The 13,972-nt window shown below is 71.2% G+C and carries 15 protein-coding genes and 1 pseudogene; 7 read left to right on the top strand and 9 right to left on the bottom strand.

Going from position 1 to position 13,972, the window contains the following annotated elements; translation table 11 throughout:
• Positions 1 to 107 precede the first annotated feature (107 nt).
• Positions 108 to 1,076 (bottom strand): aldo/keto reductase, encoded by a 969-nt coding sequence (locus ACWD35_RS10805; RefSeq protein ID WP_451351090.1) that lies wholly within the window; start codon positions 1,074 to 1,076, stop codon positions 108 to 110.
• Between the two features lie 138 nt (positions 1,077 to 1,214).
• Here ACWD35_RS10805 and ACWD35_RS10810 point away from each other — a divergent pair, with 138 nt between their 5' ends.
• Positions 1,215 to 2,069, top strand: coding sequence for an endo alpha-1,4 polygalactosaminidase (locus ACWD35_RS10810; protein WP_451350841.1), 855 nt, complete (start codon positions 1,215 to 1,217; stop codon positions 2,067 to 2,069).
• A 10-nt stretch (positions 2,070 to 2,079) separates the two neighbouring features.
• Here the strand turns inward: ACWD35_RS10810 and ACWD35_RS10815 are convergent, their stop codons facing one another.
• Together ACWD35_RS10815 and ACWD35_RS10820 are read right to left on the bottom strand one after the other, a co-directional pair.
• On the bottom strand, positions 2,080 to 2,280 hold the full coding sequence (locus ACWD35_RS10815; protein WP_451350842.1) for a ferredoxin: 201 nt from the start codon (positions 2,278 to 2,280) through the stop codon (positions 2,080 to 2,082).
• 12 nt (positions 2,281 to 2,292) lie between these two features.
• On the bottom strand, positions 2,293 to 2,496 hold the full coding sequence (locus tag ACWD35_RS10820) for a hypothetical protein (protein ID WP_451350843.1): 204 nt from the start codon (positions 2,494 to 2,496) through the stop codon (positions 2,293 to 2,295).
• On the opposite strand from ACWD35_RS10820, the gene ACWD35_RS10825 reads away from it, so the two are divergent.
• Complete coding sequence (locus tag ACWD35_RS10825) at positions 2,495 to 2,944, top strand: nitroreductase family deazaflavin-dependent oxidoreductase (RefSeq protein ID WP_451350844.1); 450 nt, start codon at positions 2,495 to 2,497, stop codon at positions 2,942 to 2,944. The genes ACWD35_RS10820 and ACWD35_RS10825 overlap by 2 nt on opposite strands.
• Before the next feature lie 180 nt (positions 2,945 to 3,124).
• Here the strand turns inward: ACWD35_RS10825 and ACWD35_RS10830 are convergent, their stop codons facing one another.
• Positions 3,125 to 3,970, bottom strand: coding sequence for a hypothetical protein (locus ACWD35_RS10830; protein WP_451350845.1), 846 nt, complete (start codon positions 3,968 to 3,970; stop codon positions 3,125 to 3,127).
• 86 nt (positions 3,971 to 4,056) lie between these two features.
• Between ACWD35_RS10830 and ACWD35_RS10835 the strand changes: the two are divergent.
• A pseudogene (locus ACWD35_RS10835) lies at positions 4,057 to 4,173 on the top strand (zinc-binding dehydrogenase); the annotation flags it as partial.
• Between the two features lie 128 nt (positions 4,174 to 4,301).
• Positions 4,302 to 4,682: an anti-sigma factor antagonist gene (locus ACWD35_RS10840; protein ID WP_451350846.1), complete on the top strand. Its 381-nt coding sequence runs from the start codon at positions 4,302 to 4,304 to the stop codon at positions 4,680 to 4,682.
• A gap of 30 nt (positions 4,683 to 4,712) precedes the next feature.
• On the opposite strand, the gene tuf is transcribed toward ACWD35_RS10840, so the two are convergent.
• The 3 genes from tuf to ACWD35_RS10855 all read right to left on the bottom strand — a co-directional run bounded on the left by tuf (position 4,713) and on the right by ACWD35_RS10855 (position 7,299).
• Positions 4,713 to 5,906, bottom strand: a complete 1,194-nt coding sequence (gene tuf / locus ACWD35_RS10845) for an elongation factor Tu (RefSeq protein ID WP_451350847.1) — start codon at positions 5,904 to 5,906, stop codon at positions 4,713 to 4,715.
• Positions 5,907 to 5,960: 54 nt separating this feature from the next.
• On the bottom strand, positions 5,961 to 6,914 hold the full coding sequence (locus tag ACWD35_RS10850) for a ribose-phosphate diphosphokinase (RefSeq protein WP_451350848.1): 954 nt from the start codon (positions 6,912 to 6,914) through the stop codon (positions 5,961 to 5,963).
• Positions 6,915 to 7,053: 139 nt separating this feature from the next.
• Positions 7,054 to 7,299, bottom strand: coding sequence for a hypothetical protein (locus ACWD35_RS10855; protein ID WP_451350849.1), 246 nt, complete (start codon positions 7,297 to 7,299; stop codon positions 7,054 to 7,056).
• A gap of 89 nt (positions 7,300 to 7,388) precedes the next feature.
• Between ACWD35_RS10855 and ACWD35_RS10860 the strand changes: the two genes are divergently transcribed.
• Together ACWD35_RS10860 and ACWD35_RS10865 are read left to right on the top strand one after the other, a co-directional pair.
• On the top strand, positions 7,389 to 8,429 hold the full coding sequence (locus ACWD35_RS10860; RefSeq protein WP_451351091.1) for a PHP domain-containing protein: 1,041 nt from the start codon (positions 7,389 to 7,391) through the stop codon (positions 8,427 to 8,429).
• A 157-nt stretch (positions 8,430 to 8,586) separates the two neighbouring features.
• Positions 8,587 to 10,968 carry an ATP-binding cassette domain-containing protein gene (locus tag ACWD35_RS10865; protein ID WP_451351092.1) on the top strand — a complete coding sequence of 794 codons (2,382 nt, stop codon included), beginning with the start codon at positions 8,587 to 8,589 and terminating at the stop codon, positions 10,966 to 10,968.
• Between the two features lie 30 nt (positions 10,969 to 10,998).
• Here ACWD35_RS10865 and ACWD35_RS10870 read toward each other — a convergent pair whose 3' ends face one another.
• The gene (locus ACWD35_RS10870) at positions 10,999 to 11,874 is read right to left on the bottom strand and encodes an alpha/beta fold hydrolase (RefSeq protein WP_451350850.1); all 876 of its coding nucleotides are present in this window, start codon (positions 11,872 to 11,874) and stop codon (positions 10,999 to 11,001) included.
• Positions 11,875 to 11,987: 113 nt separating this feature from the next.
• Complete coding sequence (locus ACWD35_RS10875) at positions 11,988 to 13,280, bottom strand: ROK family protein (protein WP_451350851.1); 1,293 nt, start codon at positions 13,278 to 13,280, stop codon at positions 11,988 to 11,990.
• A 173-nt stretch (positions 13,281 to 13,453) separates the two neighbouring features.
• Here ACWD35_RS10875 and ACWD35_RS10880 point away from each other — a divergent pair, with 173 nt between their 5' ends.
• Positions 13,454 to 13,948, top strand: a complete 495-nt coding sequence (locus ACWD35_RS10880) for an FBP domain-containing protein (protein WP_451350852.1) — start codon at positions 13,454 to 13,456, stop codon at positions 13,946 to 13,948.
• Positions 13,949 to 13,972 lie beyond the last annotated feature (24 nt).

A 13,972-nucleotide genomic window follows, 5' to 3' on the forward strand; every position in this document is an offset into this window, starting at 1 on the left:
ACCCGCCTGGCGTGAAAGGCCAGTGGCCACTGCCGGAGAGCGAGGGCACCGGCCCGTGCGGCACGGAGTTCGTACCGCACGGGCCCCACTGAACGCCCGACGGCCGCTCAGTGGCCGCTGATCGCGCGCGGGGTGTAGGGCTGCTCCAGTTCCTCGATCTCCTTGTCGCTCAGCTCCAGTTCGACCGCGGCCACCGCGTCCTCGATGTGCTGCGGCCTGGCCGCGCCGACGATGGGTGCGGTCACGGTGTCCTGGTGCAGCAGCCAGGCGAGGGCGACCTGAGCGCGCGGGACGCCGCGGTCGCCGGCGATGCGGGTCACGGCCTCGACGATGGAACGGTCGCTGTCCAGGTACAGGTGGCTGCCGAAGTTGTCGCCCGCGCTGCGCTCGGTGACCGTGCCCCAGTCGCGGGTCAGGCGCCCGCGGGCGAGGGGGCTCCACGGCAGCACGCCGACGCCTTGGTCGGCGCAGAGCGGCAGCATCTCCCGCTCCTCCTCGCGGTAGAGGAGGTTGTAGTGGTTCTGCATGGTCACGAACTTGGTCCAGCCGTGCAGCTCCGCCGTGTACTGCGCCTTGGAGAACTCCCAGGCGTACATCGAACTCGCCCCGATGTAGCGCACCTTGCCCGCCTTGACCAGGTCGTGCAGCGCCTCCATCGTCTCCTCGACGGGAGTGGCGTGGTCGTAGCGGTGGATCTGGTAGAGGTCGACGTAGTCGGTGCCGAGGCGGCGCAGGCTGTGGTCGATCTCGGTCATGATCGCCTTGCGGGACAGCCCGGCGCCGTTGGCGCCCGGCCGCACCCGGCTGTACACCTTGGTCGCCAACACGATCTCGTCGCGGTCGGCGTACTCGCGCAGGACCTTGCCGACGATCTCCTCGCTGGTGCCGTCGGAGTAACTGTTGGCGGTGTCGAAGAAGTTGATGCCCGCCTCCAGCGCCTGCCGGATGAGCGGGCGGGACGCCTCCTCGTCCAGCGTCCACTCGTGCACGCCCCGGTCGGGCAGGCCGTAGGTCATGCAGCCCAGACAGATCCGCGACACGTCCAGGCCTGTCGAACCGAGCTTCACGTACTGCATCGTTGCTGCTCCCGCCTTCAGGACGATGGTCGTCACCGAGCCTACGACGTGAGCCGCGGCCGATTTGACCGCGACCGTGCGGCGGCGATTTGATCCTGCCCGTGCCGCGCCGCCCGGCGCGCGCAGGAGGGAGCGGACGTGCCCCCCAAGGGAGTTACCCGTGCACGAGGCCCCGCAGCGGCCGTCGGCGCAGCCGTGCTCGCCGTGGTCCTCGCCGTGTCGACGCTCGCCGGCTGCGATGCGGAGAAGCAGCGGGAGCAGCCGGCTTCGCCGAAGTCCGGCGCGGTGCGGCTGCCCCCGCGCCACGCCGGGTTCGACTACCAGATCGGCGGGGCCTATCCCCCGCCCGCCGGCGTCCGCATCGTCAGCCGCGACCGGTCCGACTCCCCCGCGCCCGGCCTGTACAACATCTGCTACGTCAACGCCTTCCAGGCACAGCCGGCCGAGCGCGACGCGTGGCCCGCCGACCTGCTGCTGCGCGACGCGCACGGCAAGGTCGTGATCGACGAGGACTGGGACGAGCCGCTCCTCGACATCGGCACAGCGGCCAAGCGGGAGCGGGTGGCCGAGCGGGTGGACGGGTGGATCGACGGCTGCGCGGCCAAGGGCTTCGACGCCGTCGAGCCCGACAACTACGACAGCTACACCCGCTCCCGGCACCTGCTGACCGCGGCCGACGCCACCGCGTTCATCACCTTGTTGTCCCGGCACGCGCACGCCCGGCATCTGGCCATCGCGCAGAAGAACGCCACGGAACTGGCCGGGCAGCGCGCGCGGACGGGTCTGGACTTCGCCGTGGCGGAGGAGTGCGGGCAGTACGACGAGTGCGAGGTGTACGCGAACGCCTTCGACGACCGGGTCGTGGACATCGAGTACACCGACAGCGGACTGCGCAAGGCCGTCGCCGGCTGGGGCGAGCGGCTGAGCATCGTCCGCCGGGACGTCGAGGTGTCCACACCGGGCAGCTCGGGCTACGTCCGCAAGGCGCCCTGACGCCCACGCCTCATGCGCCCTCCTCCGCCACGGTGATGGCGCTCACCGGGCAGCCGCGCTCGGCCTCCTTGACCATCGGGTCGCCCGCGCCGTCCTCGCGGCCCGGGAGCAGCATGCTGTAGCCGTCGTCGTCCTGGGTGAAGACGCCCGGGGCGGTCAGCGCGCACAGGCCCGCTCCGATACAGACGTCCTTGTCGATGTCGATACGCATGACCAGAGCCTCTTACCAGCTCACGGGGAGTTCCAGCATCCCCTGGGTCGTGTCGCCGGGCTTGACCGGGATCTTCTCGGTGGTGTCGGGGTCGTCGTAGCGCGAGTCAATGACCCCCCGGCCGCGGGGATCCGTGGTACGGATGACCCGGAGCGCCACCGGCGTTGAAGCCGGGTGCGAGACAGCCGTGGGACCGACGAAGGGGACGGAAGCCATGCCTCTTGAGGGCGAATACGAGCCCAGCCCGACGCAGTGGGTGCGCGAGCAGGTCGAGCTGTACGAGAGTTCCGGGGGGACGAAGGGGACGACCCTGCTCGACACCGGGCTGCCGGTGATCCTGCTGACGACCCGGGGAGCCCAGAGCGGGAAGATCCGCAAGACGCCGCTGATGCGGGTGGAGCACGATGGCAGGTACGCGGCCGTCGCCTCGCTCGGCGGCGCGCCCAAGCACCCCGTCTGGTACTTCAACGTCAAGTCGCAGCCGCATGTCGAGCTGCAGGACGGGCCGGTCAAGCAGGACATGCGGGCTCGCGAGGTCAGCGGCGCGGAGAAGGCCGAGTGGTGGGAGCGGGCCGTGGCCGCGTACCCGCCGTACGCCGAGTACCAGGAGAAGACCTCGCGGGAGATCCCGGTCTTCGTGCTGGAGCCGTTCGACGGCGCCTGAGCGGGCCTCCGCGGGGGTTGGTTCCGGCCGGGGAGCGACCTTTTTTAGAAAAATCTGCGCCCGGGACGCATGAACCGGCTTCGGGGCGGGCACCCGTGCGTCAGGCCCCGCCGCGTTCCCCCGTCGCGGCGGGGCCTTCCCGTGCCCGCCGCGACGGACGCAGCGCGACCGGTGCCCCGCTCAGGCGCAGCCGGCGTGGCTCCCCAGCCGGGGCCAGGCTTCCACGCCGTGCGAAGTGCGCACGTACGCGGTCGACTTGTCGTCGGTCAGCCACAACCGCCAGTCGCGGTAGTGGAATCCGGTGTCGTGCGCACCGGTCGGCATGCGGACGTCCTTGCGGTACGGCACCGCGAGGACGCCGTCGCGGCGGAGTACGCCCTCGGGGTCGCGGGCGTACGTCCGGCCGTCCAGGTTGAGGTAGTGGGCCGACTGCCAGTCGCAGTGTTCCGCGCCCGGCGAACTGGTGAGCCTGCGCACCGGTACCCGCCGGCCGGCGCCGTCCGTCCAGACCTCCCAGCCCTGGGCGGCGGCGAACGACGCGGGGAGTTCGGCGGGGTCGCAGGAGGCGTTCGTCTCCGGGCCCCAACCGGGCCGGTCCTTCTGGTTCCTGGCCACGACGACGGCCACCTTGGTACGGCCGCCGACGTCGAAGGAGTACAGCACCCGGTCGGTCTCCCGGCGCTCCACGCGGTAGCCGTGGTCCGGGAGGTCGGGCTGGACCGAGTCGAAGTAGAGCTTCAGGCCCTCCTCGGGGGTGTCGCCTCCCTCGGACTCGGGCCAGGCGTCGGGTCCGGAGCCGTCGAAGACCTCCCCGTCGCACTCCAGCGCCCGGCTCGCGGCTCCCGAGGCGAGCAGCAGGGAGCGGGGGCTGTCACCGGCCGCGCTCTTGGTGGGGACGTACAGCGGCCCTTTGTACGGGGTGGCGGGAGGGGTGCCCTCGACCACCGTCCGCACCCCTGTGCCGCCGTCGCAGCCCACCGCCGTCACGGCCGCCAGTACCGCCACCGCCGCCAGTCCTCTGCGCATGCCCGCCCCCCGTTGCTCGCCTGATCCTTGGCGCTGTTGTCGGTCCTTCGACGCGGGAGCGGGCCGGAACGTTCGGATGCCGGTGGTCCGGGCAACTGCGCCCCGCGATCGCCGGGACGTTCCCGCTGGCAGAAGCCGCCAAGGCACACGAACTGGGTGACACCGGCCGGACCACGGGGAAGCTGGTGCTCGTGTCCGACTGAAGTTCGATGGCGAACGTCTGAAAACTCGAAGACATATGTCAATCGAACATGCTCAAATTCCTTCCATCGAGGGTAACTTGACGGTCGGGGGCACTGATTTCCGGGCGCGGGCGGGAGGTGAGGCGGTCGTGCGACACGAGTCCGCTCCGTTCATCCGGCATCTGCGCGTGCACACGTACCGCGGGCACACGGTCCTGGAGTTCCGCGGCGAGATCGACATCGCCGCGGCGGCGGAGATCATGCCGTACCTCGACCGGGTCACCGAGCACGCCGACGCCCGTATCGTCATCGACCTGCGGCCGGTCGAGTTCTTCGACTGCTCCGGGCTGCGGCTGCTCTACCGCGCCCGCGCCCGGGTGCTGGAACGCGGCGGGCAACTGCACCTGGTCTGCACCCACCCGCTGACCCTCCGCGTCTTCAAGGTCACCGGCCTGTCCCGGCTGCTGCCCGCGCACCCGACACCGGACGCGGCCCTGGAACAGTCCGGGGCCACGTCCGGCTCCTGGTGAACAGCCGTTGAATTACGGCCGTTTGACGTCTTACTTGATGATCCTGACGACCTGGCCGGCGCCCACCGTCCGCCCGCCCTCCCGGATGGCGAACTTCAGGCCCTCCTCCATGGCGATCGGCTGGATCAGCGTGACGTGCAGGGTGGTGTTGTCGCCGGGCATCACCATCTCCGTGCCCCGGGGCAGGGTCACCACGCCGGTCACGTCCGTGGTGCGGAAGTAGAACTGGGGGCGGTAGTTCTCGAAGAACGGGGTGTGCCGGCCGCCCTCGTCCTTGGCGAGGATGTACGCCCGCGCCTCGAACTCCGTGTGCGGGGTGACCGATCCGGCCTTGATGACGACCTGGCCGCGCTCGACGTCGTCCCGCCTGACCCCGCGCAGCAGCAGCCCGACGTTCTCCCCCGCCCGGCCCTCGTCGAGCAGCTTGCGGAACATCTCGATGCCGGTGACGGTGGTCCTCGTCTTCTTCTCGTGGATGCCGATGATCTCGACCTCGCTGTTGACCCGCAGCGTGCCGCGCTCGATCCGGCCGGTGACGACGGTGCCGCGACCGGTGATGGTGAAGACGTCCTCGACGGGCATCAGGAACGGCCGGTCCACGTCCCGCTCCGGCTCGGGCACGAACCGGTCGACGGCGTCGAGGAGTTCGAGCACCGAGGCGGCCCACTCCGGGTCCCCTTCGAGGGCCCGCAGCGCGGACACCCTGACCACGGGGACGTCGTCGCCGGGGAACTCGTACTCGGTGAGCAGCTCGCGCACCTCCAGCTCGACCAGTTCCAGGATCTCCTCGTCGTCCACCATGTCCGTCTTGTTGAGGGCGACGACGATGTAGGGCACGCCCACCTGACGGGCCAGCAGCACATGTTCCTTGGTCTGCGGCATCGGCCCGTCGGTGGCGGCGACGACCAGGATGGCGCCGTCCATCTGCGCGGCGCCTGTGATCATGTTCTTGATGTAGTCGGCGTGGCCGGGGCAGTCCACGTGCGCGTAGTGCCGGTGCTCGGTCTGGTACTCGACATGGGCGATCGAGATGGTGATGCCGCGCTGCCGCTCCTCCGGGGCCTTGTCGATCTGGTCGAAGGGCGTGAACGGGTTCAGCTGCGGGAACTTGTCGTGCAGCACCTTGGTGATCGCGGCGGTCAGGGTGGTCTTGCCGTGGTCGATATGACCGATGGTGCCGATGTTCACGTGCGGTTTGGTCCGCTCGAACTTCGCCTTCGCCACTGCCGGCCCTCCTGCTCGGACGGGTGGCGCCGGTTGCGCGCCACTCCTTCCGGTCTAGGCGTTGCGTGGCTCGTCGAACAGGGCGCTTACGGACTCTCCGTTGTGAATACGGCGTACGGCCTCGGCGAGGGCGGGGGCGATGGACAGGACGCGGAGCTTGTCGCTGTGCTCGTCGGCGGGCACGGGCACGGTGTTGGTACAGACGATCTCCAGTACGTCGGGCTGCTCGCTCAGCCGCTTCAGGGCTCCCGCGGCGAACAGCCCGTGCGTGCACGCAAGTCGGATCGAGCGCGGGTTCGACTCCCGCAACCTGTCCAGGAGTTCGAGCACGGTGCTGCCCTTCGCGATCTCGTCGTCCAGCACGATGACGTCCCGGCCGGTGACCTCGCCGATGACGGAGCTGATGCTGACCCGGTCGTCCGCGAACCGCTGTTTGGCACCGGCCGCCACCTGCGCGCCGATGAGCCGGGCGAAGGCGGCGGCCTCCTTGGCGTTGCCGAGGTCCGGGGAGACGACGGTGGTGCGCGAGAGGTCGTACTGCCGGAAGTGCGCGGCGAGTTCGCGCAGGGCGTGCAGATGGTCCACGGGGACCGAGAAGAAGCCGTGCACCTGCGGGGCGTGCAGGGTCATGGCGAGGACCCGGCGCGCGCCCGCCGCCACCAGCAGGTCGGCGACCAGCCGCCCGCCGAGGGAGATGCGCGGGGCGTCCTTCTTGTCGGAACGGGCGTAGGAGTAGTGCGGCATGACGACGGTGATCCGGGCGGCCGAGGCGCCCCGGGCCGCGTCGCACATCAGCAGCAGCTCCACCAGGTGCTCCTGCACCGGCCGGACCAGCGGCTGAACCAGGAACACGTCCCGTTCCCGGCAGTTGGCCTGAAGCTGCACCTCCAGGCAGTCGTTGGCGAACCGGCTCACCCGGATCGGACTGAGCGGCACACCGAGGTGGGCGCAGACCTCCTGGGCCAGTTCGGGATGGGCACTGCCACTGAAGACGGCGATGTCTCGCACGATCCGCTCCTCGCATGATCAGCACGGCCTGCGTCGATCATGCTACGGACCGCCCCCTGCCGTCACCGGAGCGCACGGGATCCGGCCGCGCGCCGGCGGCGCCGATCGGGGGTGGACGGCCGGCCGTGCCGCGCCCGGCTCAGTGCAGTGTCCAGTGGTACTGGTCGCCGCCCACCCAACGGACCACGTCGGTGTCGTTCATGTCGTGGATGACGATGCCGTACGCCGCGGCGGTCTCCAGCACGTCGGTGAGATGCCTGGCCTCACCGACCACCTGACCGTCGATCTCCATGATCCGGAAGGGCGGGCTGCCCGGCTTGCCCGGACAGACCCCGAGCACCAGGATCCGCGGCTTGGAGATGTACGGGGCTCCTTGTTCGGTCATGCAATAGAGCGTAGGCCGGAACCCGCCGCGACGGGTCGTCCAACGCAGCCGCCCCTACTCTGGACGTGCGTGCCGAGCTGGAGGTGGCCATGGATCCCGTCGCGGCCCTGGACCGGATCGCCTTCCTGCTGGAGCGCTCGCTCGCGCCCACGTACCGGGTGCAGGCCTTCCGTACCGCGGCGCGGGTGCTGGCCGCCCTGCCCGAGGGCGAGACGGCCGAGCGGGCGGCGGCCGGGACGCTGGAGTCACTGAGGGGGGTCGGCCCGAAGACCGCGCAGGTGGTGCGGGAGGCCCTGGCAGGGGAGGTGCCCGGCTATCTGCGCGACCTGGAGGAGGAGACGGACGGACCGTTCCGCGCCGACGGCGGCGAGGAGCTGCGGGCCCTGCTGCGCGGGGACTGCCACACCCACTCCGACTGGTCCGACGGCGGCAGCCCGGTCGAGGAGATGGGGCGAGCGGCGGCCCGCCTCGGGCACGAGTGGACGGCCCTGACCGACCACTCCCCGCGCCTGACCGTGGCCCGCGGCCTGTCGCCCGAGCGGCTGCGCGAGCAGCTGGACGTGGTGGCGGAGCTGAACACGCGCTGGGCACCGTTCCGGCTGCTGACCGGCATCGAGTGCGACATCCTGGACGACGGCTCGCTGGACCAGGAGCCCGAGCTGCTGGAACGCCTCGACGTGGTCGTCGTCTCCGTGCACTCCAAACTGCGGATGGACGCCCGCGCGATGACCCGGCGGATGGTGGCCGCCGTACGCGACCCGCACGCCGACATCCTCGGGCACTGCACCGGACGCCGGATCATGGGCGAGGAGCGGCCGGAGTCGCGGTTCGACGCGGCCGAGGTGTTCGCCGCCTGCGCCGAGTCCGGTACGGCCGTGGAGATCAACAGCCGTCCGGAACGGCTCGACCCGCCCCGGCGGCTGCTGCGCGAGGCCGTGGCGGCGGGGGTGCTGTTCGCCATCGACACCGACGCGCACGCGCCCGGCCAGCTGGACTGGCAGATCCTCGGCTGCGCCCGCGCCGAGGAGTGCGGGGTGCCCGCGGAGCGGGTGGTCACCACGTGGCCGGCCGAGGAACTGCTCGCCTGGACCCGCGAGGGCCGTACGCCGGCCCGCGTGACGGGCGGCTGAGACGCTGCCGGGGACCGGGCCGGGCCGATCAGGAGCCCGTCGGAGGCCGATCGGAAGCCGGTCAGAATTCGAGAAGCGCCGGCCCCCGCCCGCCACGTAGCGTGTCTGCCGGAGTCCGCGCAGGCGGCCCCGGCCGACAGATGGAGAGACGATGAGCATGGCCCCGAGCGCGGACCCGCAGTCCCCCGCGCCGCACGCCGCCGACAGCCACGACCTGATCCGCGTGCACGGCGCCCGCGAGAACAATCTCAAGGACGTCACCATCGGGATACCGAAGCGCCGGCTGACGGTGTTCACCGGTGTCTCCGGCTCGGGCAAGAGCTCCCTGGTGTTCGACACGATCGCCGCGGAGTCGCAGCGGCTGATCAACGAGACCTACAGCACGTTCGTGCAGGGCTTCATGCCGACCCTGGCGCGGCCCGACGTCGACGTCCTGGAAGGGCTGACCACCGCGATCATCGTCGACCAGCAGCGCATGGGCGCCGACCCGCGCTCCACCGTCGGCACCGCCACCGACGCCAACGCGATGCTGCGCATCCTCTTCAGCCGGCTCGGGCAGCCGCACATCGGCCCGCCCAGCGCGTACGCCTTCAACGTGCCCTCGGTCCGGGCGAGCGGCGCGATCACCGTCGAGCGCGGTGCCCGCAAGGCCGAGAAGGCGACCTTCACCCGCACCGGCGGCATGTGCCCGCGCTGCGAGGGCCGCGGCTCGGTCTCCGACATCGACCTCACCCAGCTCTACGACGACTCCAAGTCGCTCAACGAGGGCGCGCTCACCATCCCCGGCTACAGCATGGACGGCTGGTACGGCCGCATCTTCAAGGGCTGCGGCTTCTTCGACCCGGACAAGCCGATCCGCAAGTACACGAAGAGGGAGCTGCACGACCTCCTCCACAAGGAGCCGACCAAGATCAAGGTCGAAGGCATCAACCTCACCTACGAGGGGCTGATCCCGAAGATCCAGAAGTCGATGCTGGCCAAGGACATCGACGCCCTGCAGCCGCACGTCCGCGCCTTCGTGGAGCGGGCGACGACGTTCACCACCTGCCCCGAGTGCGAGGGCACCCGGCTAGCCGAGGGCGCCCGGGCCTCGAAGGTCGCGGGGATCAGCATCGCCGACGCCTGCGCGATGCAGATCAGCGACCTGGCCGCCTGGGTCCGCGGCCTGGACGAGCCGTCCGTGGCGCCGCTGCTGGAGAAGCTGGGGCACAGCCTCGACTCGTTCGTGGAGATCGGCCTCGGCTATCTCTCGCTGGACCGGCCGGCGGGCACGCTGTCGGGCGGCGAGGCGCAGCGCGTCAAGATGATCCGCCACCTCGGTTCCTCGCTCACCGACACCACCTACGTCTTCGACGAGCCGACCGCGGGCCTGCACCCCCATGACATCCAGCGCATGAACGGCCTGCTGCTGCGGCTGCGGGACAAGGGCAACACGGTGCTCGTCGTGGAGCACAAGCCGGAGGTGATCGCGATCGCCGACCACGTCGTGGACCTCGGTCCCGGCGCCGGTACGGCGGGCGGCACCGTCTGCTTCGAGGGCACCGTCGAGGGGCTGCGGGCGGGCGGCACACTCACCGGCCGCCACTTCGACGACCGGGCCTCGCTGAAGAAGACGGTGCGCAAGCCGGCCGGCACGCTGGAGATCCGCGGCGCGAGGACGAACAACCTCCGGGGCGTCGACGTCGACATTCCACTCGGGGTGCTGGCCGTGGTCACCGGCGTAGCGGGCTCCGGCAAGAGCTCGCTCGTGCACGGCTCGATCCCGGTCGCCGAGGGTGTGGTCTCGGTCGACCAGGGCGCGATCCGCGGCTCGCGACGCAGCAATCCGGCGACGTACACCGGGCTGCTGGACCCGATCCGCAAGGCGTTCGCCAAGGCCAACGGCGTCAAGCCGGCCCTGTTCAGCGCCAACTCCGAGGGCGCCTGCCCCACCTGCAACGGCGCCGGCGTCATCTACACCGACCTGGCGATGATGGCCGGCGTCGCCACGACCTGCGAGGACTGCGAGGGCAAGCGGTTCGAGGCCTCGGTGCTGGAGTACCGGCTCGGCGGCCGGGACATCAGCGAGGTACTGGCGATGCCGGTGACCGAGGCCGAGGAGTTCTTCGGCGCCGGTGAGGCGCGCACGCCGGCCGCGCACCGCATCCTCGGGCGGCTCGCCGACGTCGGGCTCGGCTACCTCAGCCTCGGCCAGCCGCTCACCACGCTGTCCGGCGGAGAACGGCAGCGGCTCAAGCTGGCCACGCACATGGCCGAGAAGGGCGGCGTCTACGTCCTGGACGAGCCGACCACGGGCCTGCACCTCGCCGATGTCGAACAGCTGCTCGGCCTGCTGGACCGGCTCGTGGACTCCGGGAAGTCGGTGATCGTCATCGAGCACCACCAGGCGGTCATGGCGCACGCGGACTGGATCATCGACCTCGGCCCCGGCGCCGGCCACGACGGCGGCCGGATCGTCTTCGAGGGCACCCCCGCCGACCTCGTCGCCGCCCGCTCCACCGTCACGGGCGAGCACCTGGCGGCGTACGTCGGCGCCTGACAGGGGCAGGCGGGAATTTGACGACAGGACCTAGACCTCGGCGCCCGCTCCGGCGGGCGCCTCGGCGTGAGCCCGCCCGGCCTCGATGAACTCCCGCAGATCGGCGGTGAGCAGCTCCGCGTGGGTCGCGAACAGGCCGTGGCCGCCGTTCTCGTACACCTTCAGGGCGCTGTGCGGCGCGAGCCGCGCACAGCGGGCGCCGGTGAGCTCCAGGGGCGCCGAGGTGTCGTGGGTGCCGTGCACCACGAGCACCGGAAGGTCCAGGGCCGGCAGTTCCGCGGCCAGGTCCAGGGCGGCGACCACGTCCCGTACGCCGTTCGCGGCGCGGGGCGTGGAGGCCAGGCAGCGGTCGATCATGTAACGGACGTAGGCCGGGGACACGTCGTTGCCGGGCCGGTGCACGGCGAAGAAGTCGTCCGCCAGGGCCGTGAAGTACGCCGCCCGGTCGCGCCGGAACAGTTGGTTGTCGGCCTCGACGAGCGCCGGGTCCAGTCCGTCCGGGGTGCCCGGCGAGCGGACGACACCGGGGGCGACACCGGCGACCAGGGCGAGCCGGGCCACGCGGCCGGTGCCGTGCCGGGTCAGGCAGCGCACGGCCTCGCCGGTGCCCACGGAGTGGGCGATCAGGGTGACGTCACCGAGGTCGAGGTGGTCCAGCAGGCCGTGGACGTCGTCGGCGAGGGTGTCGAGGTCGTAGCCGTTCCAGGTGTCCTCGGAACGGCCGTGGCCCCGCCGGTCCAGGCCGACGCAGCGGTATCCGGCCTCGGCGAGCGGGAGCATCTGGTACTCCCACATCTCGTGCCCCATGTAGGCGCTGGCGACGAAGACGGCGACGGGCCCGGAGGCGGGACCGTGGTCGACGTAGTGCAGACGGGTGCCGTCGACGGGGCTCGCGAAGTACGGCATGAGGGCCTCCTCGGGGTCTTCGGCCGGTCTCCGGCCGATCCGGCGGTACGGGCTTCGTGCCCGACGACCTCGATGGTTCCCTGATCCCGTACGCGGGTCGATTACCTGTCAGGTCATGCCCGCGGCGCGCGCTCCTCCAGGGCCGCCCGCCAGGGCGGCAGCCGGTCCTCGGTGGCCGGTTCGGCGCGGCGGCCCCCGCGGGCGAAGAAGTCGGCAAGGGGCAGGATCGCGGCGCCGACGGTGACCGCGTCGGGGCCGAGCCGGCCGAGGTCGATGGTGACCTTGTCGGCGGGGTGGCGCAGGGCGTACGTCGTCGCGTGGCGGCGTACGGCTGGCAGGAACCGGGTGCCCAGCTGAAGGCCGGCCCAGCCGCCGATCAGGATCCGCTCGGGCTGGAAGAGGTTGATCAGGTCGGACAGCCCCGCGCCCAGGTACTCGGCGGTCTCCTCCAGCACGGCCAGCGCGACCGGGTCGGGGTCGCCGCCGTCGGCCGGGTAGGCGGCGGCGAGCATGGCGGTGAGCGCGGTCTCCTCGTCGGTGTTCTCGGGCGGCCGTCCGCCCGCCTCGCGCCAGCGGGCGAGCAGCGACTCGGCGCCCGCGTAGGCCTCCAGGCAGCCCGGGGCGCCACAGCGGCAGCGGCGCCCGCGGACCCGTACCGTCAGATGGCCCCACTCGACGGCCCGCCCGTGCTCCACCTCCGGGGTGACCAGACAGGCGCCGACGCCGGAGCCGAAGAGCACGACCACCGCGTTGCGGGCGCCGCGTCCCGCGCCGAACCACATCTCGGCCTGGCCCAGGGTCTTGGCGCCGTTGTCGATGAAGTACGGCACGGTGTCTGGGAGTTGGGAGGTGGAGCGGAGCAGCTGCTCCAGCGGTACGGCGTCCCAGCCGATGGTCTGCCCGTGCACCACCGCGCCCCGGTCCGCCGAGTGTTCGACGATGCCGGGGACGCCGACACCGACGCCGAGCAGCCGCTCGGACGAGGCCTCCTCGGCCGCGAGGACCTCGGCGATGCCGTCGCGGATGTGACCGGCGATGACCTCGGCGTCGTAACCCAGAGGTGTCAACGGGCGCTCGATGCGGGCGAGTTCGGTGAGAGCCAGGTCGAACAGCTCGACGCGGACCCGGGTTTCGCCGACGTCGACGCCGATCATCTGTCCGCTGCGCGGGGCGACGCGCAGCAGGGTGCGGGGACGGCCTCCGTCGGAGTCGACGCTGCCGGCCTCCTCCACCAGGCCGTCGGCCACGAGGTCCGCGACCACGTTGCTGACCGAGCCGGAGCTCAGTCCGGTCGCCGGGCCCAGTTCGTAGCGGCTCAACGGGCCGTCGAAGTACAGCCGTTGCAGTACGGCCGTGCGGTTGCCCCGTCTGAGGTCGCGTACCGTGCGCCCGTTCCGCCCCGCCATGTGGCTCCCTTCGAACCTGTCCGGCCCACTTTACACCAACCCTTATTTCAAACTGTGAGCTAAGCGGACCGCCACATGCCGGAAAACCATTCGCCCGCCCCACCCTTGGCTATCTACGCTAGCCGGGAACCTAGACCCCCTAGGTTCCCCGATCGCATCCGAAGGACTGCCCCATGAGACCGCTCGCCGAGCAGGACCTCCGCAATTCTTTCGTCAACTGCTCCAAGGGCGAGGCCAAGCGGCTGACGGTCCCGCGCGACCTCGGCGAACGCCCGTGGGACGACCTCGACTTTCTCGGCTGGCGTGATCCGGGGGCGCCCGACCGCAGCTATCTGGTCGCCGAGCGGGCGGGCGAGCCGGTCGGGGTCGCGCTGCGCTTCCCCGCCTCGCGGCGCGGCTTCCTGCACCGCAGCATGTGCTCGGTGTGCCTGACGGTCCACCCCGGCGGCGGGGTGTCGCTGATGACTGCGCGCAAGGCGGGCCCGGCGGGCCGCGAGGGCAACTCGGTCGGCCTGTACATGTGCACGGACCTGGCGTGTTCGCTGTACGTGCGCGGGAAGAAGGTGCCCGAGTCCGGGACGCGGCTCGAGGAGAGCCTGACGCTGGAGGAACAGATCGCCCGTCTGACGGGCAATCTGTCCGCCTTCCTCGACAAGTTGTACGCCTGAGAGTGCCGATGCTGCCCGGTCCAC

It is taken from the genome of Streptomyces sp. NPDC002671, assembly GCF_053592475.1.

What these genes read in the sequence shown, in the direction of transcription:
- ACWD35_RS10815 (WP_451350842.1), bottom strand. Translation starts at nt 2,280, where the DNA reads ATGCGTATCGACATCGACAAGGACGTCTGTATCGGAGCGGGCCTGTGC.
- ACWD35_RS10830 (WP_451350845.1), bottom strand. Translation starts at nt 3,970, where the DNA reads ATGCGCAGAGGACTGGCGGCGGTGGCGGTACTGGCGGCCGTGACGGCG.
- ACWD35_RS10875 (WP_451350851.1), bottom strand. Translation starts at nt 13,280, where the DNA reads ATGGCGGGGCGGAACGGGCGCACGGTACGCGACCTCAGACGGGGCAAC.
- ACWD35_RS10880 (WP_451350852.1), top strand. Translation starts at nt 13,454, where the DNA reads ATGAGACCGCTCGCCGAGCAGGACCTCCGCAATTCTTTCGTCAACTGC.
- ACWD35_RS10820 (WP_451350843.1), bottom strand. Translation starts at nt 2,496, where the DNA reads ATGGCTTCCGTCCCCTTCGTCGGTCCCACGGCTGTCTCGCACCCGGCT.
- ACWD35_RS10865 (WP_451351092.1), top strand. Translation starts at nt 8,587, where the DNA reads ATGGCCCCGAGCGCGGACCCGCAGTCCCCCGCGCCGCACGCCGCCGAC.
- ACWD35_RS10860 (WP_451351091.1), top strand. Translation starts at nt 7,389, where the DNA reads ATGGATCCCGTCGCGGCCCTGGACCGGATCGCCTTCCTGCTGGAGCGC.
- ACWD35_RS10825 (WP_451350844.1), top strand. Translation starts at nt 2,495, where the DNA reads ATGCCTCTTGAGGGCGAATACGAGCCCAGCCCGACGCAGTGGGTGCGC.
- ACWD35_RS10805 (WP_451351090.1), bottom strand. Translation starts at nt 1,076, where the DNA reads ATGCAGTACGTGAAGCTCGGTTCGACAGGCCTGGACGTGTCGCGGATC.
- ACWD35_RS10870 (WP_451350850.1), bottom strand. Translation starts at nt 11,874, where the DNA reads ATGCCGTACTTCGCGAGCCCCGTCGACGGCACCCGTCTGCACTACGTC.
- ACWD35_RS10855 (WP_451350849.1), bottom strand. Translation starts at nt 7,299, where the DNA reads ATGACCGAACAAGGAGCCCCGTACATCTCCAAGCCGCGGATCCTGGTG.